Genomic DNA, 21,766 nt, shown 5'->3' with positions numbered 1-21,766 from the left:
TGGCAGAATTTAAGGCTTGGGTGCGGACGATGTCCGCACCCAGTTTTGCGGAAGCGCTTCCGTGACGATTCCAGCCACCACAGGGAGCACCATCCATGATTTCCGTCAGCCGGGTTTCTAAAAGCTACGGCACCGGGCCGACGGCGGTCCGGGCCCTTGACGACGTCTCACTCTCCGTCGCCCGCGGCGAGATCTTCGGCGTCGTTGGCCAGAGCGGCGCCGGTAAGAGCACGCTGATCCGCACCATCAATTCCCTGGAGCTTCCGGATTCTGGCAGTGTCAACGTCGATGGCCGCGAGATGACCACGCTGTCCGGCGCAGAACTGCGCCACGCACGGCACAACATCGGCATGATCTTCCAGCACTTCAACCTGCTCAGCAGCAGGACCGTGCAGGCGAATGTAGAACTCTCATTGGAGATCACCGGCGCCGGGCGCGCAGCCAGGCGGACACGGGCACTCGAGATCCTCGAACTCGTGGGCCTCCACGGCAAGGCCTCCGCCTACCCCGCACAATTGTCCGGCGGACAAAAACAGCGCGTCGGCATTGCCCGCGCGCTGGCCTCCAACCCCTCAGTGCTGCTGAGCGACGAGGCGACCTCGGCGTTGGATCCCGAGACGACCCGGCAGATTCTTGATCTCATTCGCAAACTGAGCAAGGACCTTGGGCTGACCGTGCTGCTCATTACCCATGAGATGGACGTAGTGAAGCGGATCTGCGACTCCGCCGCCGTCATGAGCGGCGGGCGGATCCTTGAGCAGGGGCCCGTGGAACAGTTGCTGACGACGGAGAAATCACTGCTGGGCCAGGCGCTGTTCCCCATGGGAGAGATCCCGGAGACGCCCAGCGCAATCGTTGACATCACCTTTAGCGGAGTGAAAACCGACCGGCCCGTGATCGCCCAGCTGGCCCGCAAACACGGCATCGACGTCGGAATCCTGGGTGCCGCGGTTGAAACCATCCGCGGGCTCCAGACAGGACGCACCCGGCTGGAGCTGCCGGGGGACGAGCGGAACGTGGCCGCCGCCTTGGCCGATCTCCGCTCCCAGGGACTCTTCGTGGAGGTAGTCAAGTGATCGACCGTAACGACCCCTACTTCTGGTCGGACCTGCTGGACACGATCCTCAAGGGCGCGGGTGAGACGTTTTACACCGTGGGCCTGAGCTTGCTGTTCACGGTTCTTTTCGGCCTGGCCGCCGGCGTCCTGCTCGTGACCACCGAATCCGGCGGCTTGCTGGCGAAGCTCTTCGGCAGCCGGGCGCTCGGGTTCATCGTCAACCGGGTCCTCGACGTCGTGGTGAACATTGGCAGGTCCGTCCCGTTCATCATCCTCATGATCCTGCTCATTCCGTTCACCCGCCTGTTGGTCGGATCCTTTATCGGACCGACCGCCGCCATTGTCCCTTTGACGATCGCCGGCATTCCCTTCTTCGCCCGGCTGGTGGAGATAGGAATCCGCGAAGTGCCTGTGGGACTCGTCGAAGCCGCCCAGTCACTCGGCGCCAGCCGGTGGACCATCCTGACCAAGGTCATGGTGGCCGAGGCCGTCCCCGCCCTGGCGCTCGGGCTGTCCACCACCGTGGTCGGACTCATCGGCTACTCCGCCATGGTGGGCGCAGTGGGCGGCGGCGGCCTCGGGGATGTCGCTTTCCGCTACGGCTACCAGCGTTATAGCCCGGAGTACATGTTCGGCGTTGTCATCCTGCTGGTCCTGCTGGTGCAGGTATTCCAGTCCCTGGGCAACTTCGCGGCGCGGCGCCTGTCCCACCGGTAGCCGCCGCCCGCACCGCCCCGCAAACCCCCGCCCCAAAACCCCATCCCATTCTGCGAAAGAGTTCCAATGTTCCGTGCACAAATCCTGAAGGCCGCCGCAACCGGCGCGGCCGCCATCCTCGCCCTGTCCGCCTGCGGCGCGAGCACCGCCAGCCAAGGCGGCGCCGCCGAGACCATCAAGGTCGGTGCCCTCGCGGTGCCCGCCGGGGACATGCTGAAGCAAGTCCAGCGGGAGCTCGCCCCCAAACAGGGCCTCACCGTGGAGTACAAGGAGTTCAGCGACTACAACACGCCCAACGCGGCCGTGAGTGACGGCGACATCGACGCCAACCTGTTCCAGAACACCACCTTCATGGAGACCTATAACAAGGCTTCCGGCAAGAACCTCGTCAGCGTTGGCAAGGTGTACCTGCCGCCGATGGCCCTGTACTCCAATGACGTGGCCAACCTCGCGGACCTTCCCGACGGCGCCTCGGTCGCCATCCCCAACGACCCCACCAATGAGGCCCGGGCCCTGAAACTGCTGGCGTCCAAGGGACTGATCGAAGTCAGTGACAAACCGATCACGCTCAAGGACGTCAAAGCCAACCCGAAAAACCTCCAGTTCACGGAGATCGAAAACGCCAGCCTGCCTCAGGCCCTCAATGACAAGGACGCGGCAATCGTGACGCTGGCATTTGCCCTTCCCGCCGGCCTGAGCGCCGACAAGCAGCTGCTGGTCGAGGGCAAGGACAGCGCCTACTACAACGTCCTGGCCGTGAAGGCGGAGATGAAGGATGATCCGCGCGTGCAGAAGCTGTACAAGATCCTGACCTCGCAGGACATGAAGGATTTCATTCAGTCCAAGTTCAAGGGCCTGGTGATCCCGGCCACCTGACCGGCATCTGACGCCGCTTCCCCGGTCCTCCCCCGGACCATCCGATTCGGGTGAGGTGCAGGCCGGGGAAGCGGCCCTATGGTCAGGGCATGGGACTAATACGGCACCGGCGTGACGAACCCAGCCGCCAGCGGTATCAGATGCGCGAGAAACTGCTGTCGATTGGGGATGACTTCTGGATCGAAGACGACCAGGGCAGACGCGCCTACAAGGTCAATGGCAAGGCCGTCCGCATCCGGGACACTTTCGTCCTGGAGGACGCGTCCGGAAACGAGGTGGCCCGCATCCAGGAGCGCAAGCTCTCGATCCGGGACAAGGTCTCCGTCGAGCGCGGCGACGACACCGCAGCGACGGTCCACAAGGCGTTGATCGGGCTCCGGGACCGCTTCACCATCGACGTGAAGGACGGCGCCGATATGAAGGCGCACGGCAACATCGTCGACCACGAGTACGAAATAGAGCGCGACGGCCACACGGTCGCCACGATCTCCAAGAAATGGTTCCGCGTTCGTGAGTCCTACGGCGTCGAAGTCGCGGAAGGCGAGGACGTCCCGCTCTTCCTTGCGATCACCGTCGCCATCGACTCGTTGACCTAGCCTGTTCAGGCACCATGGCGCCCAGGAAACGCACCGGATCCCTACTAGCCTCGACCCTTTGGAGGCTGTTCTGGTTCTTGACCGCGAGCGCGGTCTGCGGTGTCCTGGCCGCCAGCCTCCTGGTCCCCACCGTGGCCGCGACCGGCGTCGCCGTCAAAGAATCAATCGTATTGTTCAACAACCTCCCGTCGGAACTGACCGTTGATCCGCCGTCGGAGTCGACCAGGGTGCTCAGCGCCGACGGAAAACCGATCGCCACCTTCTACGCGGAAAACCGTGTTAAGGTCAGGCTCGACCAGATGTCCCCGTACATCAAGGATGCGATCGTCGCGATCGAGGACCGCCGCTTCTACGAACACTCCGGCATCGACCCCCAGGGGATTCTCCGCGCGCTGGTGTCCAACCTGACCAACGGCGGCAGGCAGGGCGCTTCCACACTGACCCAGCAGTACGTCACCAACGTGCTCAATGAATCCCTCGTGTCTGCCGACAGGGGCGATCAAATTATCCTCAACGGGCAGAAGAGCATGGCCGACAAGATTCGCGAGATGAAGCTCGCTGTCGCATTGGAGAAGAGGTTCACCAAGGACCAAATCCTTGAGGGATACCTGAACATCGTGTTCTTCGCCCGGGACGCCTACGGCATTGAAGCCGCGTCCCGCTACTTCTTCAACACCACGGCCAAGGACCTGACCCTGCCGCAAGCTGCCCTGCTCGCCGGCCTCGTGAACAGCCCCAGCTTCTACAACCCCGACGTGCACCCGGAAAACGCCGTCCAGCGACGCAACCAGGTTCTCGGCAGAATGCTCAGCCACGGCGCCATCTCGCAGGCGCAGCATGATGCCGCCGTCGCCGCCCCGGTGGATCTTACGATCACCCCCGGGAGGCAGGGATGCGCCGGCGCGGAAATGGCCCCGTACTTCTGCGACTACGTTTCCCACCTCATCCTCAACAACCCGGCCTACGGCGCGGATGTTGCCGAGCGCGAGAGGAAGCTGTTCCGCGGCGGCCTCACCATCAGCACCACCCTGGACAGCCGGCTCCAACTGGCCGCGCAGGAGCAGGTCGATGCCACTGCCGGCGCCAACCCGGACAAGTGGGGCGCCGCGATGGTCTCGATCGCGCCCGGCACGGGCAAGATCCTGGCCATGGCGCAAAACACCGTCTTCCTCCCGGCGCCCGGGAAATTCGATACCCAGCTGAACTTCAATGTCGATTCCAAGGATGCCAACGGCAACGATCTCAACGGCGCCGGCGGGTTCCAGCCAGGCTCCACCATGAAACCGTTCACGTTCGCGGAATGGCTCAACGAGGGCAAGTCCCTGGCCGCCATGGTGGACGCCTCCCGGCGGTCCTATCCCCTCGGATTTCGGTGGAGGTCAAGCTGCGGCAGGGTGCTCGGTGCGTACAGCACGAGCCAGAAGCATCTCGGCGCGGCGGACGATCTCCAGAACAACGACCCGGGATATTACCGCAGCATGCGCGTGGACTACGGGCTGTACAACTCCATCAACACCGCCACCTTCGCCGAAGCCGCCCAACTCGATTTTTGCGGCATCCAGAAAATGGTGGACGCCGCCGGGATCCACAGCGGCGTGGACAACGCCCGGGTGAACATGCACCAGCTGGGCAATCTGCTCGGTGCCATTGGCGTGGCCCCGCTCCATCTGGCCAATGCGTTTGCCACCTTCGCCAATGACGGCAAGTACTGCACACCCATTGCCATCACGGCGGTAACGGACGCGGCCGGACAGAAGCTGCCGGCCGAGACCAGCGCCTGTCATGGTGCGATCAAGCCCGAGGTCGCCCGCGGTGTGAACGCCGTGCTGCAGGACGTGCTCAAGCGCGGGTCCGGCGTTTACATCAAGCCCAAGGTCCAAGAACGGTTTCCGACCGCGGCCAAGACCGGCACCTCCAATACCAACGGCGCCACCTGGGTAGTGGGCTACACGTCCGGCCTCGCCACCGCTTCCTTCTTCGGCGACGCCCTGGAAGGCCAGAAGCGGCCCGGCCAGAACATCACCGTCAACGGCAAGTTCTACAAGGCCATAGACGGGTACATGCTCGCCGGCCCGCAGTGGGCGAACTACATGTTGCAGGTCGCCGGATACTACCCTGCCGCTGCCTTCCCGACGCCGCCGGAGTCCATGACCCGGACGCAGTCCACGCCCCGGACCCCGTCCGCGACCCGGACCCCGTGCTTCCCCCGGTTTGATCGTGCGCCGTGTCGTTAGATTTGGCCCGCGATGTGCTGGACCTAAATCCGCACCCTATGCCATCGGGCTATACCATCGGGCCCGGAGCCTCTATCCTCTTGCCATGAGAGACCGGGGCAATTTCCGGCGAAGTGAATCGCGACACCGCACGCGAGTGGCTCGTGAATACTGACAGCGCCCAGCCGCATGACAATTACGACGCGTTCCTGTCGAGGCTGGACGCCGCCACAACGAGCCTGAGCACCCGGGCCGCGTCGCTGGACAAAGCACTGGCAGCCGTTTCGCTCCTCTTGGGTCCATCTGAGTCCGCCGTCCGGAAATGGGAACGACGGCGCCATTACGTCAGTGCGCAGCTCGCCGCACACTCCGGGTCGCCCCAGTCCTACACCGCGCTGTGCGAGCTCCACGTTGTGGCAGGAAAGATGGAATCGATGCTCCGCGGCCGTGTCCAGCGTGTCACCGAAAAGCTGGCCGTCATGCAAGGGCGTCGCGAGGCCATCGACAAGTCACTGCTGGAGCTTGAGCTGAGCAGAATCAAGCTGACGTCGTCCCGGACGCTGTCTCAGGACCGCGAAAAATTGAGCAGCATCTTTTCTGAACTCGCCGGCTCCACCGTGGCCACCGGAGCCATTCCCGATATGGGTTTGCTGAGCGATCTCAAGGAAGCACGCGAGGCAATCATCCTGGCCGAGGCGCTCATGGAAGTGAAGGGGTACTAATCATGGAAATTTCTAGGCGAGATCAGCCCCGAAAGGACATCGTCGCTGTTGTTCGCTGGTCAAAGAAGCCGGGCGAAAGCCCTGTAACCAAGTTCATCCTGTCCAGTATTTTGGGATTGATCCTGTGCCTGTTCCTGATGATCTTCGTGTCCATCCTCAGGAGTTTCGGTGCCTTGGTGTTGTTTACCCTCATCTTCGCCGCCCTTCTTACGGTGCGCACGGTCACGGCCCAGAGACGCTTCCTTCGCGGGCTGACGAAGAGGATCAATGACACCCTCGCCGAGGTCACCAGCAGCCCTGGCGACCAACTCTCCGTCAGGCAATTCCGGCACATGACCAAGAGCGGCGAGCAGCTTCCGCTCCTTGTCAGCGGCGTACCCGGGTTGAACCTGCATGTGGCCCGGGCTTCAACGCTGGAGAAACATGCCCCCGAGAAGTGGGTTGCGGTCTTCACGGTGATCCCTCCGGAGAACGGGACCGCGAGTTTCGACCGCCTGGTTGCGGCGGCAATCGACGCCGGCCACGGAACCACCAGCAGTAGCGCCGCCTAGCGCGCTCCGACGAAGGCCGGCCGCCGTCGTCAATCCCAGCCCAAGGCGGGCCGGAGGTCGCGGGAAATCGCCTCGAGCAGACTGACGTTGAAGTCCACGCCGAGCTGATTGGGGACGGTGACCAGCAAGGTGTCTGCCGCGGCCACGGCCGCGTCCCGGGCGAGCTCCTCCACCAGGCGGTCGGGTTCACCGATGTAGCTACGCCCGAAGCGCGCCAGCCCGCCGTCGAGGTAGCCCACCTGGTCCCGGGCGTCGGCCTGCGCGCGCAGCCCGAAGTATCGCCTGGATTCGTCATCGATCAGCGGAATGATGCTTCGCGAGACGGACACCCGCGGTGTGCGCGGGTGTCCGGCCGCTGCCCAGGCCTCCTGGAATCCCGCGATCTGCTCGGCCTGCAGTTGGTCGAAGGGAACTCCGGTGTCCTCCGTCAGCAGGGTCGAGGACATGAGGTTCATACCCTGCTTCCCGGCCCACCGGGCGCTGGCACGGTTTCCCGCACCCCACCAGATCCGTTCCGGAAGCGTTGCTGACAGCGGCTGAATCGGGACCAGCCCGCTGTGCCCGCTGACCTGCGGATTGGCCACGGCAAGGCCCGCCCCGGAGATGGCGTCCCGGAAGCGCTCGGTATGCCGGCGGGCCATGTCGGCGTCGGACTCTTCCCCTGCCGGGAGGTGTCCGAAGGCCTCGTAGCCGGCCAGCACCGTTTCGGGCGAACCGCGGCTGACCCCGAGCTGCAGCCTTCCTCCACTGATGAGGTCGACGGCGGCGGCCTCCTCGGCCATGTAGAGCGGGTTCTCGTACCGCATGTCAATGACTCCGGTGCCCATCTCAAGGCGAGAGGTGCGCGCGGCAATCGCTGCAAGCAGCGGGAACGGCGAGGCCTGCTGCTCGGCGAAGTGGTGAACCCGGAAGAACGCGCCGTCGACGCCGACTTCCTCCGCAGCCACGGCCAACTCAATTGCCTGCAGAAGGGCGTCCCGGGAGGAACGCACACGCGAACCGGGGACGTCGCCCCAGTGGCCGAAGGACAGAAACCCGATCTTTTTCATAAGAACTCACACCTTCTCATGAGAAACCGGACTTGTGGAATGGAGGGCGGATCCGTTTTACACGATCCGGGCGGCCGCGCTCAGCCGGCCAAGACTCAGCCGGCTAAGAGAGGGCCCCGTCCGCCTTCACGGCAAGGACGGGCCGGTCCGCCTGCATGAGGATGCGCTGGGCGTGGCTGCCCAGGATGAATTTGCCGACCTGTGAGCGGTGCCGCAGGCCAATGACAATCAGGGATGCGTTGACTTCGCGGGCGACATCAAGGAATTCATCGGCGAGGTCGTCACGGTACGGCGGCTGGATCACCGTTGCCCTGATGCCGGCCTCCGTGGCCCGGCGGCCGGCCTGCTCCAGGATGTCGGAGGCGGCAACGGACTTATCTACCAGGGCGCCTTCGCGTGCGGAGTTGACGATGACCAAGTCTTCATTCCTGAGCATGGCTTCGGCAATACCGGCGGTCAGCGCGGCCTCCCCTGCCGGTGTGGGGACGAAACCGACGATGATACTCATACCTTCTCCTTGATTTTCGTGGTGATGGGCTGTTCGCTTTGTGCCGTCGTCCGCTTCGCCAGCAGAGTCCGGATGCCCGGGAGCACGGCTACCAGGACGAACACGGTGAGCAGCGTCGCGGAGATGGGGCGGGTGAAGAAGCCCGTGGGATCGCCGCCGAACACGAGTAGTGAACGGCGCAGCGAGCTCTCCAGCAGGGATCCGAGGACGAAGGCCAGGACCAGCGGACCGGGTTCAAAGCCGAACTTCTTCATCAGGTACCCGACGATCCCAAACACCACGACGAGCGTTACATCGAACATGCTGTTGTTGATGGTGTAGGCACCGAGCAGTGTAATGAGGGCGGTGACCGGGGCCAGGATCGCGGCCCGGACGCGGAGGATTTTTACGAAGATTCCCACGAGGGGCAGGCTCATGATCAGCAGCAGGATGTTGCCGATGTACATGGAGTTCACGACGCCCCAGAACAGCCCGGGGTCCTGCTCCACCAACTGCGGGCCCGGCGTCACTCCCTGGATCAGCAGGGCACCGAACATCAGGGCCATGGTGGCGTTGGCCGGGATTCCGAGGGTCAGCAGCGGGATGAACGACGACGTTGCAGCGGCGTTGTTGGCGGTTTCCGGTCCGGCGACGCCTTCGGGGGCCCCCTTGCCGAATCGTTCCGGCTGCTTGGCGCGCTTCTTCTCCATCGCATAGGAAGCCATCGATGCGATGGTGGCGCCGCCGCCGGGCAGAATGCCGAGGAAGAACCCGAGGACCGAACCGCGGGCGATCGCGCCGGAGGCCTGCTTCAAGTCTGTGCGTGACGGCCAGACGTTGGTGACCTTGGACGGTGCCTTGGCGGCGCGGTGACGCTCTTCGAGGTTGTAGAGGATTTCTCCCAGGCCGAAGACGCCCATGGCGATCGGCACGAAATCGATTCCGTCGGCCAGCTCCAGGTTGCCGAACGTGAAGCGGCTTTCGCCGGTGAAGATGTCCCGGCCGACCGTTGCCAGCAGCAAGCCGACGGCGGCGGCGATGAGTGCCTTGGTCTTGGCACCGTTGCTGATGGTGGCCACCAAGAGGATGCCGAGCAGCGCGAGTGCCGAATATTCTGCCGGGCCGAAGTCGAGGGCAAAGCTCGCCACGACGGGGGCGAGGAAGGTCAAGCCGATGATAGAGGCGGTCCCGCCGATGAACGAGCCGATGGATGCCAGGCCGAGTGCGGTGCCGGCCTTCCCCTGTTTGGCCATCTGGTAGCCGTCGAAGACGGTCACCACCGACGACGCTTCGCCGGGAAGCCGGAGGAGCACCGAGGTGATGGTGCCGCCGTACTGTGCGCCGTAGAAGATGCCCGCGAGCATGATGATGGCGGTGACGGGTTCGACGTTATAGGTCAGCGGCAACAGGATGGCGATGGTTGCCGCGGGCCCCAGACCGGGCAGGACACCGATCAACATGCCGATGACGACGCCGATCAGACAGTACAGGAGGTTGCTCGGCTCCAGGACAACGACGAATCCGTTGATCACGGGATTTAGAAAATCCACGGGGTTCTCCTAGAAGAGGTGGGGAATGGAGGTGTTGAGTGCAAGGACGAAGATTCCGTAGAACGCCGCCACGACGATCGCGCTTACCAGCAGGGTGGAGCGCCACGTTTCGCCGCCGAGGAAGCGCATCCAGATGACACACAGGACGAGAGCGGGCAGTTCAAAGCCGATGGCCGGCATCAGCGCGACCATGGCGGCGAGGGTGACGAGCCCCGTGAGGGGTGCGGCGGACATGCGGGTGAACTTCTCCGCATCCCGGTTGTGCCGCCCGAGGATCAACTGGAAGAGTCCCAGGACCACCATGACGCAGCTGATCATGAACGGCCACAGCCCGGGTTCCGGCGCCGCCGGAGTGCCCAGGCCCATCGCAACGGACAGGACCATGGCTCCGGCGCCGACGCCGAGGACCACCAGGGAGGACGCCGCATTCGCCAGCGCTCCGGCGGCGGGCGGCTTCTCGTCCTCCCACTGCGCAGCGAGCTGCTCCGGCGTCAGGTCCTCCAGCAGGTCGTCGGCAGGAGTCTCGGCGGCGTCCACGCCGGAAAGGGCGGCCGGGCGGCTTCCCCCTCCGGCGGGCACTGCAGGTGATGACGACACTGGGATCACTTCGTCCCGCTGAGGCTGATGTCGTACTTCTCCACCAGCGACTTGTACTTAGCCGCGTAGTCCTTCCACTGGGTGACGACTTCCTCGCCGGAGATTTCCTTCGGGGTCAGCATGTTCTTCTTGTTGAATTCCTTGTACGAATCTGACTTGAAGGTCTCCTGGATGGCAGCGAGCAGCTTGTCCTTCACGTCCTTGGGGGTTCCCTTGGGAGCGGCGACGGCGCGGTACTGCGCCACGGGAACGTCGTAACCGGATTCCTTGGCCGTGGGCACGTCCGGGAGGAAGGAGTTCCGCTCCTCCGAGAACACGAGCAGCGGTGCGACCTTCCCGGCCTTGATCTGCGGCATGGCTTCGCCGAGCTGGATGGTGGAGACTTCGACCTGGTTGCCGAGGACCGCGGTGAGGGCTGGCTTGCCGCTGTCGAACGGAACATCGGTGCCCTTGACGCCGGCCTGCTTGAAGAGGACGGTCTGTGCCAGCTGGCTGCCGGTACCCACGCCGGTGGTGCCGAAGGTGATATTGCGTCCGGCTTCGGTCAGGTCCTTGATGCTGTTGAAGCCGGAGGCCTTGCTGGCCACCAGCACGTAGTCGTCCTGGGACAGGCCCGCGATGATGTCCAGGTCGTCAATGTTGACGGCCTCATCCGCGGTGACCGCCAACGGGGTGATCGTGACCAGGGACGCCGTGACCAGCAGGAGGTTCTGGCCGTCGGCAGGCTTGCCGGCCACTTCCTTCGTGGCCAGGGCGCCGTTGGCGCCCGGCTTGTTCACCACGGGCATCGGGGCGCCGAGGGTTTTGGACGCGCCCTCGGAGATGGCGCGGGCAATCAGGTCGGTGCTGCCGCCGGCGGCCTGGCCCACGGTGAGGCTTACGGGCCCGTTCGGATATTTTGAAGAATCGGTACTGCCGCCAGCAACATTGCCGCAGGCCGTCAGCGCCAAGAGCGTGACGGCGGATGCCGCTCCAAGTACGGTGCGGCGCGAAGGGAAGTACATCATTGAAACTCCTCATTGATGGTCAGGGCCAGCGCCCCGGAAGCATGTGAACCGCGTCACTGCCGGTTCGCTGTGTCGAGTGTAGGGAGCGGCTATGATGCATGTCTAAGCCCAAATATGCATCGAGTGATACCGGGAAGGCATCATGTTTACCTTTGACCAGCTGGCAGGATTCATCGCGGTGGCAGAAGAGCTTCACTTCGGCCGCGCGGCGGAACGGCTGAACATGACCCAGCCCCCACTGAGCCGGCAGATCCAAAAACTGGAAAAGGCCGTCGGCGCCGAACTGCTGGAACGGGACAACCGGAAGGTCCAACTGACCCCGGCCGGAACCGCCTTCCTGGAGGAAGCCAGACGGTTGCTGGCCCTCGCGGAACGGGCCCCTGTCACCGCCCGCCGCATCGCGTCGGGCCGCTCCGGCCTCCTGCGCATCGGATTCACCGCCGCCAGCGGGTTCAGTATCCTGGGGCCGCTGCTGGAGGAGATTTCGGCGATCCTCCCCGACGTCGACGTCGACCTGCAGGAAATGGTGACGGGCGAACAGATCCAGGCCCTCGAAACGGGAGAACTGGACCTGGGGCTGGCACGCCCACCCTTCGACAAGGAGGTTTTCGACTCGCGGCTTCTCTACCGCGAATCCATGATGGTGGCCGTTCCGGCCGGCCACCCCCTGGCCCGCCGCGGCGGCATTGTCAGGAACGAGGACCTCAAGGACGAGGCCCTGATCATGCATTCGCCGCTGCAGGCCCGGTACTTCTACGACCTCGTGGTCCGCATGGTGCCGGTGCAGCACGGCAACGTGGTCCACACCGTAAGCCAGATCCTGACGATGGTCTCGCTGGTGGCGGCCAAACGTGGCGTCGCCTTTGTGCCCCGGTCCGCCACGGTGCTGGGCATCCAGGGGGTCGAATTCCTCCCGCTGGCCAGCAGCCATGGCGAACCCGTGGAGCTCCATGCCATCTGGAGCCGGAAGGTGAGCAATCCCGCCCTGTCACGGCTTCTCGGCAGCCTGGACTTCCAACTGGACTAGGAGCCGCTGCAATGCACTCAAGGTATCAATGCATTCAATAATGCACTTGGACAGGCATCAGGCACCAAACCTAGTCTGAAGGGGAACCGCACTTCCCCGCCGACTCGGCGCTCACCCGGAGGACCACACCGTGGCAAAATACACACCCCAGGAACTGGCGAACGTCCTCAAGGACGGCCTGCTCTCCTTCCCCGTCACCTCGTTCGATGCACAGCTGCAGTTCGACGAGGAGAACTACCGCAAGCACCTCGCCTGGCAGGCCAGCTTCCCGGTGGCCGGCCTCTTCGCGGCCGGCGGAACCGGTGAAGGCTTCTCGCTGACCCCGTCCGAGTCCGAGCGCGTTGTCCGTGCCGCCGTCGAGGAAGTCGGCGGCATCGTCCCGGTCCTCGCCTCCGCCGGCGGATCGACCGCCCAGGCCATCGAGAACGCCCGCGCCGCGGAAGCAGCCGGCGCCGAGGGCATTCTGCTGCTCCCGCCCTACCTCACCGAGGCGGACCAGGGCGGCCTGATCGAACACGTCAGCGCCATCTGCCGGTCCACGTCCCTCGGCGTCATCATCTATAACCGTGCGAACGCGATCTACAAGGACACCACGGTCGCCACCCTGGCGGACCGCCACGAGAACCTCATCGGCTTCAAGGACGGCGTGGGCGACCTCGAGCACGACGCCCGCGTGTACGCCAAGCTCGGCGACCGCCTGTTCTACCTCGGCGGCCTCCCGACGGCGGAGACGTTCGCCCTCCCGCTGCTGCAGCTGGGCATGAGCACCTATTCCAGCGCCATGTACAACTTCGTGCCCCAGTTTGCCCTGGACTTCTACCAGGACGTCCGGAACCAGGACCGGGTGGCCGTGAACCGGAAGCTGAACGAGTTCGTGATTCCCTACCTGGATATCCGCGACCGGGTGAAGGGCTACTCCGTCTCGATCGTCAAGGGCGGCCTCGACGCGATTGGCCGCTCCGCCGGCGGGGTCCGGCCGCCGCTGCAGAACCTGGCACCCCACGACCTCGCTGACCTCAAGTCCCTCATCGCCACCGTTTCCTAGGAGGACGCACCGTGATACTCACCGGACGCTCGATCATTGCCGGCCAGGCCGTCGCCGGGGACGGCAGGACGGCGTACGCCTTCAATCCCGCCACCAACCTCCAGCTCGAGCCCGGCTACACGCTGCTCACCGAGGTACAGCTGAAGGACGCCACCGCAGCGGCCGCCGCAGCCTACCCCTCCTTCAGCACCCTCGACCCGGAAACGCACGCACGGTTCCTCGAGGCCATTGCCGAGAACATCGAGGCGATCGGTGAGGAGCTCGTCACCCGCGCGGGCCTCGAGACCGGGCTGCCGGCCGCGAGGCTCCAGGGCGAACGGGCGCGCACCACCGGCCAGCTCCGGCTCTTCGCCGGCGTCGTCCGCCAGGGCGACTTCCGCGGCGTCCGGATCGACCCGGCGTTGCCGGACCGCGCTCCGCTGCCGCGCGCCGACATCCGCCAGCGGCAGATCCCGCTGGGGCCCGTCGCCGTTTTTGGTGCGAGCAACTTCCCGCTGGCCTTCTCGACGGCGGGCGGCGACACCGCCTCCGCCCTCGCCGCCGGCTGCCCCGTGGTCTTCAAGGCCCACAATGCGCACCCCGGCACCGGCGAACTCGTCGGCCAGGCCATCGCCAAGGCCGTCCGCGACACCGGGCTGCACCCCGGCGTGTTCTCGCTGATCTACGGTCCGGGCAGCAGCATCGGCCAGGCCCTCGTCGCCGATCCGGCCATCAAGGCTGTCGGCTTCACCGGCTCGCAGTCCGCCGGCATCGCCCTGATGCGCACCGCTGCCGCCCGGCCGGAACCCATTCCGGTCTATGCGGAAATGTCCTCGCTCAACCCGGTGTTCGTCTTCCCCGGCGCCATCGTCGGCAACGCCGAAGAAATTGACGCGCTCGCCCGGCAGTACGTTGCGGCCGTCACCGGCAGCTCCGGGCAGCTGTGCACCTCCCCCGGCCTCCTGTTCGCCCCTGCCGGTGCGGCCGGCGACGCCTTTGCCGCCGCCGTCGGCCGGGCCGTGTCCTCCTGCGCCGGGCAGACCATGCTGACCGCAGGCATCGCCAGGTCCTGGAACGCCGGAGCCGAAGCCCTGGGCTCCGCCGGGAACGTCAGCGTCGTCGGGGAGGGCACCGAAGGGGCAACGCAGAACGCCCCCGCTCCCGCCATCTTCGGCACCAGCGTTGCCGAGTTCGTGTCCAACCCTGTGCTGCACCAGGAAATCTTCGGCGCCGCCAGCCTGGTGATCCGCTATTCAACCACCGAGGAACTCATTGGCGCCGCCAACCGGCTCGAAGGCCAGCTCACGGCCTCCCTGCAGCTGACCGAGGCGGACTACCGCGCGGCGGCACCGCTCATTCCGGTACTGGAGCAGAAGGTCGGCCGGATTATTGTCAACGGCTGGCCCACCGGCGTCGAAGTAGGCCACGCCATGGTGCACGGCGGACCCTTCCCCGCCACTTCGGACACCAGGACCACTTCCGTGGGTACCCTGGCGATCAGCCGGTTCCTGCGGCCCGTTGCCTACCAGAACCTGCCGCAGGAACTGCTTCCGGTGCCGCTGCAGGATCCCAACCCCTGGCGGCTGAACCGCCGGATCGACGGCGTCGTCGAAGATGCCGCAGCAACACAGAAAGCAGAGGTCAACGCGTGAGCACGCAGCCCACCATTGCCCACGTTGAAGTGGTTCCGGTCGCCGGGCACGACAGCATGCTGATGAACCTCAGCGGCGCGCACGGCCCGTTCTTCACCCGCAACATCGTGATCATCACCGATTCGGACGGCCGCACCGGCCTCGGCGAAGTGCCGGGCGGGGAGAAGATCCGGACCACCATCGAGGAGGCCGGCGCGTTCCTGGCCGGCCGGCCGGTGGCCCGCTACCGCTCCCTGCTGCGGGACGTCGCGGCGGAGTTCGCCGACCGCGACGCCGGCGGCCGCGGACTGCAGACCTTCGACCTGCGCACCACCGTCCATGCCGTCACCGCGGTCGAATCCGCCCTCCTTGACCTGCACGGGCAGTTCCTCGGAATTCCGGTCGCGGAATTGCTGGGCGACGGCCAGCAGCGCAGCTCCGTGCCCATGCTGGGCTACCTGTTCTTCATCGGTGACCCCGGCCGGACGGATTTGCCGTACCTGGTGGAGGATGCGCCGGCGGACCGGTGGGAAAAGCTCCGCCGGCAGGAAGCCATGACGCCCGAGGCCGTGGTGGCCCTGGCCGAAGCAGCCCAGGAACGGTACGGCTTCAGCGACTTCAAACTCAAGGGCGGAGTCCTCTCCGGCGACGCCGAGGTGGATGTGGTGACCGCCCTGGCCAGGCGCTTCCCGGAGGCGCGGATCACCCTCGATCCCAACGGCGCCTGGCTCCTGGACGAGGCCATCCGCCTGGGCAAACGCATGCAGGGCGTTGTGGCCTACGCCGAAGATCCCTGCGGCGCGGAAGGCCGCTTCTCCGGACGCGAGGTCATGGCCGAATTCCGCCGTGCCACCGGGCTGAAGACCGCCACGAACATGATCGCCACGGACTGGCGCGAGATGTCCCACGCCATCCGCAGCAACGCCGTCGATATTCCTTTGGCGGACCCGCATTTCTGGACCATGCACGGTTCCGTCCGGGTGGCGCAGATGTGCGCCGAAATCGGCCTGACCTGGGGATCGCATTCGAACAACCACTTCGACATCTCGCTCGCCATGTTCACCCACACCGGGGCAGCCGCTCCGGGCGAGATCACGGCGCTGGACACGCACTGGATCTGGCAGGACGGCCAGGGGCTCACCAAGGACCCGCTGCAGATCAAGGACGGTGCGATCCAAGTTCCGGACGCTCCCGGCCTCGGCATCGAGCTGGACCGCGACGCCCTGGACAAGGCACACCAGCTGTATCTGGAACACGGCCTCGACGCCCGCGACGACAGCATCAGCATGCAGTACTACATTGACGGCTGGTCCTTTGACCCCAAGCGGCCCTGCCTCGTTCGCTGAAGCAATTCCGGGCCGGGACAGGCACGTCAATGTGAAGAGCTAGGGTAAGGGCAAATTTTGGTCGGCGTGGTCTCCGGGATCCTGATTGTGTCCGCCGTGATCGCCGTCGGATATCTCACGGCCCGGCTCCGGATCCTCGGACCGGAAGTCCAGGGCGCCCTGACCCGCACCGCCTATTACGTCACCAACCCGGCACTGCTGTTCACGGTGGTGGCCGGCAGCGATATCCGGGCCGCGCTCGGAACGGATGCCCCGCTGGCGCTGCTCTCCGCGGCGGCAGTGGGGCTGCTCTATTCCCTGCTGAGTTTCCTGTTCTTCCGCCGGCCGGTGGCGGAGACAGCCGTCGGGGCGATGGCCAGCAGCTACGCGAACGCCAACAACATCGGGATCCCCGTCTCCCTCTACGCCGTGGGAACGGCCCAGCACGTGGCTCCCGTCCTGTTGGTGCAGATCCTCGTCCTGGCACCGGTCTATTTGACCGTGCTGGGCCTCGCCTCGGGGTCGAAGATCTCGTGGCAGAAACTGCTGCTCCAGCCGTTCGCCAACCCCATGATCATCGCCTCCGGCCTCGGCGCGGCCGTCGCACTGACCGGCTGGACAGTTCCGGAACTGCTGCTGAACCCGATCGACATGCTCGCCGGCGGCGCCGTCCCCATGGTCCTGCTGGCTTTTGGACTGTCCCTGGCCGGCAAAGCCCCGCTGCAAAAGGGCGACGGGCGCACGGAATCGCTCGTCGCCACCTTCCTGAAGATCGCCGGCATGCCCGTGATCGTCTGGGCCCTGGGCCGCTTCGCTTTCGGCCTCGAGGGGCAGCATCTGCTGGCCCTCGTGATCATGGGGGCGCTGCCCACAGCCCAGAATGTCTTTCTCTTCGCGTCCCCGTACCACCGCGGCGTGATCGTGGCCCGGGACGTCATCCTGTGCACCACCCTGCTCTGCTCCGGTTCCCTGCTGGTCATCGCCTGGCTGCTGGGCTGACTGTGGCGAACCACGAACCACACTTGTTATACAAGTAGATAACTTGTAACCTAAGTTGAGCGGGGCGGAGTTGCCTCGCCGGAACTTCAGGGAGAACCATGACCAGCGTTGATCTCATCCGCCACGTAAAGCTGTCCACGGCCAGGCTTCCACTCGCCGTCCCGATCAGCGACGCGAAAGTTTTCACCGGGCGCCAGAAGCCCATGACCGAGGTCGTGTTCCTTTTCGCCGAAATCACCACCGAGCAGGGACACAGCGGAATCGGCTTCAGCTACTCCAAGCGAGCCGGCGGCCCGGCCCAGTACGCGCACGCCAAGGAAGTGGCCGAGGGCATCATCGGCGAAGACCCCAACGACATCGGCAAGCTCTACACCAAGCTGCTGTGGGCCGGGGCCTCCGTCGGCCGCTCCGGCGTGGCCACCCAGGCGCTGGCCGCAATCGACGTCGCCCTCTACGACCTCAAGGCCAAACGCGCCGGCCTGCCGCTGGCCAAGTTCCTGGGCTCCTACCGGGACTCCGTCCAGACCTACAACACCTCGGGCGGCTTCCTGAACGCCTCTCTGGACGAGGTCAAGGCCCGCGCTACCACCCTCCTGGACGAAGGCATCGGCGGCATCAAGATCAAAGTCGGCCTGCCGGACACCGCCGAGGACCTGCGCCGCGTTGCCGGCATCCGCGAGCACATCGGCTGGGACGTGCCCCTCATGGTCGACGCCAACCAGCAGTGGGACCGCGCCACCGCCCTGCGGATGGGCCGCCGGCTGGAGGAATTCAACCTCGTCTGGATCGAGGAACCGCTCGATGCCTACGACTTCGAAGGCCACGCAGACCTCGCCCGCGCCTTGGACACGCCCATCGCCACGGGCGAAATGCTGGCCTCGGTCGCGGAGCACAAGGGACTAATCAACGCCAACGGCTGCGACATCATCCAGCCCGATGCGCCGCGCGTCGGCGGCATCACCCAGTTCCTGCGCCTCGCCGCCCTGGCCGACGAGCGCGGACTGGGCCTCGCCCCGCACTTCGCCATGGAAATCCACCTCCACCTCGCCGCCGCCTACCCGCGCGAACCGTGGGTTGAGCACTTCGATTGGCTCGATCCGCTGTTCAACGAGCGCCTCGAAACCAAGAACGGCCGCATGCTGGTCCCGGACCGTCCCGGGCTCGGCATCTCCCTCAGCGAGCAGGCACGCGCCTGGACCACAGAGTCAGTGGAATTCGGCAAGTAACCTTGAAGCCATGAGCCGGAACCTGACCGCGGACCTCGCCAGCGATCTTCGCCGCCGCATTGTCGACGGCGTTATTCAGCCGGGCGCGAAGCTGCCCAGCGAAAACACTCTGATCAACGAATTCGGCGTCAGCCGCACCGTGGTCCGCTCGGCCCTGACCAGGCTGCAGGCGGAGGGACTGGTGGAAACCGAACGTGGGCGGGGCAGCTTTGCGCTGACCCCGCCACCGGACGGACCGCAGCAGTCCGCCGGGAGCCGCCCCGTGGCCAGTCTGGAGGACCGCCTGTGGCAGCTGGAGTTCCGCATCGCGGTGGAGTCCGAGGCCGCCGCCCTCGCCGCCCGAAACCATACAGACCGGCAGCTGAAGGCTGTCCAGAAGGCTTTTGAAGACTTCATGGACAGCGCAGCGCACCCGGCACACGCCATGAAGGCTGACTACGAGTTCCACCGGGCCATTGCCGCAGCCTCCGGAAACCCCTTCTACTCCGACTGCCTCGAATCCCTGGGGCAGACCATGATCGCGATGCCCCGCGCCCGGCTCGTGGGCGGGGGCGAGCACGATGCGCGCGGGCATTTCGATCAGGTGGTACATGAGCACCAATCAATCGTCGCCGCCATCGCGGAGGGCGACGGACTGTCGTCGGCGGCGGCAATGCGCAGCCATTTGGCAAACTCCCGAGGCCGGCTGCGCGCCGCCGCTTCCGGCAACGGCTGACCCTGGCCTCTGGCCTCTGGCCTACAACGGGGCCATCCAGTCCCTCAAGGTATCCAGCGATGCAAATTATGTGTTGGACGGGCATTACCGCCGCCGAATAAAGTGAAGAATCGCTGTGGTGAGGGCCACATCAACTGCCCGCCGCGGCCGACCAGCTTCGCCAATTCAAAGGAAATCTCCATGCAGTCTGCCGACAACGCTGTCACGGACGTGGTCTTTGCCACGAAAAAGTTCTTCAAGCGGGTACTGCCCATCATGCTCGTTATGCTGGTCTGCAACCAGCTCAACCGGTCCAACATCGGCTACGCGCAGGAGCACCTGCAGGCCGACGTCGGCATCGGCGCTGCCGCCTACGGATTCGGGGCCGGGCTGTTCTTCATCGCGTACGCCATCTTCGAACTGCCCAGCAACGTGATGATGGAGAAGTACGGTGCCAAGGTCTGGCTGGCCCGGATCATGGTCAGCTGGGGCATCGTCTCCTTCCTGATGGTGTTCGTGCAGAACGAGACCATGTTCTACGCCTTGCGGTTCCTGCTGGGCGCCGCGGAAGCCGGGTTCTTCCCCGCTGTCATCTTCTACTTCGCCCGCTGGGTACCCGCCGGGCAGCGGGGCAAGGCGACGGCGATCTTCATCGCCGGCTCCTCGGTTGCCGCCGCGCTCTCCGGTCCGATCGCCGGAATGCTGCTCAGCCTCCACGACGTCCTGGGGTTCCGCGGCTGGCAATGGCTCTTCGGCTTCGAAGGGTTGCTGTCCGTGGTGGTCGGCATCGCCGTGTTCTTCGTCCTTGACGCCAAGATCGAGGACGCCAAATGGCTGACGGCGGGCGAAAAGTTTGCTCTCACGGCGGCGATTGCTGAGGAGGACGCCCAGCACGCCACCGCCACGAGCGGGAAAATCAACCGCTGGAAGATGCTCCTGAACCCGCAGATTCTCCTTCTCTGCGGCATCTACTTCGCCGTGCAGCTCTCCATCTACGCCAACACCTTCTGGCTGCCCAGCATCGTCAAGCAGATCCCAGGAACCACGGACCTGAGCGTCGGATTCCTCTCCGCCATCCCCTGGGTCTGCGCCGTGATCGCCATGTACTTCGCGGCCAAGTGGCAGGACAAAGCCAAATCCAAGCGGCCCCTTCTCGTGGCTGCGCTCCTGGTCGCCGCCGTCGGCACCCTCGCGGCCGCCGTCGCCACCCCCATACTGGCCCTGGTGTTCCTGGCCATCGCCGCCATGGGATTCAAGAGCGCGTCACCGCTGTTCTGGACCATCCCTCAGTCCGGCCTGCACCCCGTCATCCTGGCGCCGGCCATCGCCATCATCAACTCCCTGGGCAACCTCGGCGGCTTCGTGGCCCCGTTCGGATTCGGCATCATCAAGGAACAGACCGGCAGCGTCATACCGGGGCTCTTCGCCCTCGCCGCGGCATCAACAATCGCCGCCGCGCTGGTCTACTTCCTCAAGGAGCGCAAGACCGAAACCGCGGCGGAGCCCGTGGCTACGCCCGCGGAGGCATCGCCGTACGCCGTAGCCGCCAAATAGTTCCGGACGCTAAAAAGGAAGGCAGGCACCCTAAGGGGCGCCTGCCTTTCCGTCGCCCCATGCCGCCCTCAGTCTCTCTTGCGTGCTTCCTGCAAGTGCCGGTCGAGCTTTTCTTCCGCTTCGCGGCGGCGTTGACCGACAATGCGAAGCTGCTGAGTGATCGGATTTCCGTAGCCATCAACGTCGCGGTGATGCGTGCCCTTCATACGCTCGGGGCCAGAGGGCAAGGTCGCCCGCGGTTCAGTATTTTCGCCCATATCGGGATGATCCCACAGTGCCCGCCGGCTGAAAAGGACTGTGATTGCCGCGAAAAATGATCCGTGCGGACGACGTCGGGAACTGGCACAGACGGGCATGTTCCCGTGTCTGCGGGTGGCTTCACTCCGGGGTCGTGTCCCGATGAAGGTCCGAGTCGAGGGCGTGGGCGCTGGCCAACGTGGCCAGCAGGCTCCCCAGCTGCGCAGACTGTTCGCTGGTGAGCGGGGCCAGGAGTTCGGCTTCATGGCGTTCGGCGATCCCGCGCAGATTTCCCAGGACCTTCACGCCCTCGGCCGTCAGCCGAAGCTCGTAGTTCCGCCGGTCGGTGCGGCTGCGCACCCGCGCGACCAGGCCTCGCGTTTCCAGCGAGTCCATAAGTGGAACAACGCGGCTCGGCACCGCGCCCAGGCGGTCGGCGAGGGACCGCTGGCTCAGCCCGGGGGTGCGGCCCAGCAGGCGGAGGACGCCCGCGTCGCTCGGGGTCAGCCCGAGCTCGCGTGTACGCTCGGCGAAGCGTGCCGAAGCCAGCGCCCCGAGCTGGGACAGCAGAAAAGCGGTTCGCTTCGACCGCGACGGATCCGGTGAGTCCATGCCCCAATATTACGC

The 21,766-nt window shown here is 65.4% G+C and carries 22 protein-coding genes; 16 read left to right on the top strand and 6 right to left on the bottom strand.

The window, feature by feature from the left end; all coding sequences use genetic code 11:
* Positions 1–95 precede the first annotated feature (95 nt).
* From AC1D2F_RS22060 to AC1D2F_RS22030, 7 genes are all read left to right on the top strand, one after another.
* The gene (locus AC1D2F_RS22060; protein WP_476967708.1) at positions 96–1,076 is read left to right on the top strand and encodes a methionine ABC transporter ATP-binding protein; all 981 of its coding nucleotides are present in this window, start codon (positions 96–98) and stop codon (positions 1,074–1,076) included.
* Positions 1,073–1,774 (top strand): methionine ABC transporter permease, encoded by a 702-nt coding sequence (locus AC1D2F_RS22055; RefSeq protein WP_229995899.1) that lies wholly within the window; start codon positions 1,073–1,075, stop codon positions 1,772–1,774. Before AC1D2F_RS22060 ends, AC1D2F_RS22055 begins: the two co-directional genes overlap by 4 nt.
* 66 nt (positions 1,775–1,840) lie before the next feature.
* Entirely contained in the window at positions 1,841–2,650 is an 810-nt protein-coding gene (locus tag AC1D2F_RS22050) for a MetQ/NlpA family ABC transporter substrate-binding protein (RefSeq protein WP_229994849.1), read from the top strand.
* An 89-nt stretch (positions 2,651–2,739) separates the two neighbouring features.
* Positions 2,740–3,246 carry an LURP-one-related/scramblase family protein gene (locus AC1D2F_RS22045; RefSeq protein ID WP_229994850.1) on the top strand — a complete coding sequence of 169 codons (507 nt, stop codon included), beginning with the start codon at positions 2,740–2,742 and terminating at the stop codon, positions 3,244–3,246.
* A gap of 14 nt (positions 3,247–3,260) precedes the next feature.
* Positions 3,261–5,480, top strand: a complete 2,220-nt coding sequence (locus tag AC1D2F_RS22040; RefSeq protein WP_229994851.1) for a transglycosylase domain-containing protein — start codon at positions 3,261–3,263, stop codon at positions 5,478–5,480.
* Positions 5,481–5,623: 143 nt separating this feature from the next.
* A complete protein-coding gene (locus tag AC1D2F_RS22035; RefSeq protein WP_229994852.1) occupies positions 5,624–6,181 on the top strand; it encodes a hypothetical protein in 558 nt (185 codons plus the stop codon).
* A gap of 2 nt (positions 6,182–6,183) precedes the next feature.
* Entirely contained in the window at positions 6,184–6,732 is a 549-nt protein-coding gene (locus AC1D2F_RS22030; protein WP_229994853.1) for a hypothetical protein, read from the top strand.
* 29 nt (positions 6,733–6,761) lie between these two features.
* On the opposite strand, the gene AC1D2F_RS22025 is transcribed toward AC1D2F_RS22030, so the two are convergent.
* The 5 genes from AC1D2F_RS22025 to AC1D2F_RS22005 all read right to left on the bottom strand — a co-directional run bounded on the left by AC1D2F_RS22025 (position 6,762) and on the right by AC1D2F_RS22005 (position 11,422).
* Entirely contained in the window at positions 6,762–7,781 is a 1,020-nt protein-coding gene (locus AC1D2F_RS22025) for an LLM class flavin-dependent oxidoreductase (RefSeq protein ID WP_229994854.1), read from the bottom strand.
* A 103-nt stretch (positions 7,782–7,884) separates the two neighbouring features.
* The gene (locus AC1D2F_RS22020; protein ID WP_229994855.1) at positions 7,885–8,289 is read right to left on the bottom strand and encodes a universal stress protein; all 405 of its coding nucleotides are present in this window, start codon (positions 8,287–8,289) and stop codon (positions 7,885–7,887) included.
* Positions 8,286–9,818, bottom strand: coding sequence for a tripartite tricarboxylate transporter permease (locus tag AC1D2F_RS22015; protein WP_229994856.1), 1,533 nt, complete (start codon positions 9,816–9,818; stop codon positions 8,286–8,288). Before AC1D2F_RS22015 ends, AC1D2F_RS22020 begins: the two co-directional genes overlap by 4 nt.
* A gap of 9 nt (positions 9,819–9,827) precedes the next feature.
* Positions 9,828–10,415, bottom strand: a complete 588-nt coding sequence (locus AC1D2F_RS22010; protein ID WP_229994857.1) for a tripartite tricarboxylate transporter TctB family protein — start codon at positions 10,413–10,415, stop codon at positions 9,828–9,830.
* A 5-nt stretch (positions 10,416–10,420) separates the two neighbouring features.
* Entirely contained in the window at positions 10,421–11,422 is a 1,002-nt protein-coding gene (locus AC1D2F_RS22005; RefSeq protein WP_476967707.1) for a Bug family tripartite tricarboxylate transporter substrate binding protein, read from the bottom strand.
* A gap of 142 nt (positions 11,423–11,564) precedes the next feature.
* On the opposite strand from AC1D2F_RS22005, the gene AC1D2F_RS22000 reads away from it, so the two are divergent.
* From AC1D2F_RS22000 to AC1D2F_RS21960, 9 genes are all read left to right on the top strand, one after another.
* The gene (locus AC1D2F_RS22000; RefSeq protein WP_476967706.1) at positions 11,565–12,449 is read left to right on the top strand and encodes a LysR family transcriptional regulator; all 885 of its coding nucleotides are present in this window, start codon (positions 11,565–11,567) and stop codon (positions 12,447–12,449) included.
* A gap of 130 nt (positions 12,450–12,579) precedes the next feature.
* Positions 12,580–13,494, top strand: a complete 915-nt coding sequence (gene kdgD / locus AC1D2F_RS21995) for a 5-dehydro-4-deoxyglucarate dehydratase (RefSeq protein ID WP_476967705.1) — start codon at positions 12,580–12,582, stop codon at positions 13,492–13,494.
* 11 nt (positions 13,495–13,505) lie between these two features.
* Positions 13,506–15,125 carry an aldehyde dehydrogenase (NADP(+)) gene (locus AC1D2F_RS21990; protein WP_476967704.1) on the top strand — a complete coding sequence of 540 codons (1,620 nt, stop codon included), beginning with the start codon at positions 13,506–13,508 and terminating at the stop codon, positions 15,123–15,125.
* Positions 15,122–16,450 (top strand): enolase C-terminal domain-like protein, encoded by a 1,329-nt coding sequence (locus AC1D2F_RS21985; RefSeq protein WP_476967703.1) that lies wholly within the window; start codon positions 15,122–15,124, stop codon positions 16,448–16,450. The genes AC1D2F_RS21990 and AC1D2F_RS21985 overlap by 4 nt, the downstream gene beginning before the upstream one ends.
* Positions 16,451–16,507: 57 nt before the next feature.
* Complete coding sequence (locus tag AC1D2F_RS21980; protein WP_476967702.1) at positions 16,508–17,428, top strand: AEC family transporter; 921 nt, start codon at positions 16,508–16,510, stop codon at positions 17,426–17,428.
* A gap of 98 nt (positions 17,429–17,526) precedes the next feature.
* Positions 17,527–18,654: an L-talarate/galactarate dehydratase gene (locus tag AC1D2F_RS21975; RefSeq protein WP_476967701.1), complete on the top strand. Its 1,128-nt coding sequence runs from the start codon at positions 17,527–17,529 to the stop codon at positions 18,652–18,654.
* Positions 18,655–18,664: 10 nt separating this feature from the next.
* Positions 18,665–19,369, top strand: coding sequence for a FadR/GntR family transcriptional regulator (locus AC1D2F_RS21970; RefSeq protein WP_476967700.1), 705 nt, complete (start codon positions 18,665–18,667; stop codon positions 19,367–19,369).
* A gap of 180 nt (positions 19,370–19,549) precedes the next feature.
* Positions 19,550–20,902: an MFS transporter gene (locus tag AC1D2F_RS21965; RefSeq protein WP_476967699.1), complete on the top strand. Its 1,353-nt coding sequence runs from the start codon at positions 19,550–19,552 to the stop codon at positions 20,900–20,902.
* Between the two features lie 59 nt (positions 20,903–20,961).
* Entirely contained in the window at positions 20,962–21,219 is a 258-nt protein-coding gene (locus AC1D2F_RS21960) for a hypothetical protein (RefSeq protein ID WP_229994867.1), read from the top strand.
* A gap of 61 nt (positions 21,220–21,280) precedes the next feature.
* Here AC1D2F_RS21960 and AC1D2F_RS21955 read toward each other — a convergent pair whose 3' ends face one another.
* On the bottom strand, positions 21,281–21,751 hold the full coding sequence (locus tag AC1D2F_RS21955; RefSeq protein WP_476967698.1) for a MarR family winged helix-turn-helix transcriptional regulator: 471 nt from the start codon (positions 21,749–21,751) through the stop codon (positions 21,281–21,283).
* Positions 21,752–21,766: the final 15 nt, after the last annotated feature.

It is taken from the genome of Arthrobacter sp. P1_B3 (assembly GCF_056406615.1).
The sequence above is the reverse complement of the archived record's forward strand: the minus strand, read 5'-3'. Positions and strand labels throughout refer to the sequence as shown.

Coding starts and splice junctions, on each gene's coding strand:
- AC1D2F_RS22060 (WP_476967708.1), top strand. CDS start 96: ATGATTTCCGTCAGCCGGGTTTCTAAAAGCTACGGCACCGGGCCGACG.
- AC1D2F_RS22050 (WP_229994849.1), top strand. CDS start 1,841: ATGTTCCGTGCACAAATCCTGAAGGCCGCCGCAACCGGCGCGGCCGCC.
- AC1D2F_RS22045 (WP_229994850.1), top strand. CDS start 2,740: ATGGGACTAATACGGCACCGGCGTGACGAACCCAGCCGCCAGCGGTAT.
- AC1D2F_RS22040 (WP_229994851.1), top strand. CDS start 3,261: ATGGCGCCCAGGAAACGCACCGGATCCCTACTAGCCTCGACCCTTTGG.
- AC1D2F_RS22030 (WP_229994853.1), top strand. CDS start 6,184: ATGGAAATTTCTAGGCGAGATCAGCCCCGAAAGGACATCGTCGCTGTT.
- AC1D2F_RS22025 (WP_229994854.1), bottom strand. CDS start 7,781: ATGAAAAAGATCGGGTTTCTGTCCTTCGGCCACTGGGGCGACGTCCCC.
- AC1D2F_RS22020 (WP_229994855.1), bottom strand. CDS start 8,289: ATGAGTATCATCGTCGGTTTCGTCCCCACACCGGCAGGGGAGGCCGCG.
- AC1D2F_RS22005 (WP_476967707.1), bottom strand. CDS start 11,422: ATGATGTACTTCCCTTCGCGCCGCACCGTACTTGGAGCGGCATCCGCC.
- AC1D2F_RS22000 (WP_476967706.1), top strand. CDS start 11,565: ATGTTTACCTTTGACCAGCTGGCAGGATTCATCGCGGTGGCAGAAGAG.
- AC1D2F_RS21975 (WP_476967701.1), top strand. CDS start 17,527: ATGACCAGCGTTGATCTCATCCGCCACGTAAAGCTGTCCACGGCCAGG.
- AC1D2F_RS21970 (WP_476967700.1), top strand. CDS start 18,665: ATGAGCCGGAACCTGACCGCGGACCTCGCCAGCGATCTTCGCCGCCGC.
- AC1D2F_RS21965 (WP_476967699.1), top strand. CDS start 19,550: ATGCAGTCTGCCGACAACGCTGTCACGGACGTGGTCTTTGCCACGAAA.
- AC1D2F_RS21960 (WP_229994867.1), top strand. CDS start 20,962: ATGCCGCCCTCAGTCTCTCTTGCGTGCTTCCTGCAAGTGCCGGTCGAG.
- AC1D2F_RS21955 (WP_476967698.1), bottom strand. CDS start 21,751: ATGGACTCACCGGATCCGTCGCGGTCGAAGCGAACCGCTTTTCTGCTG.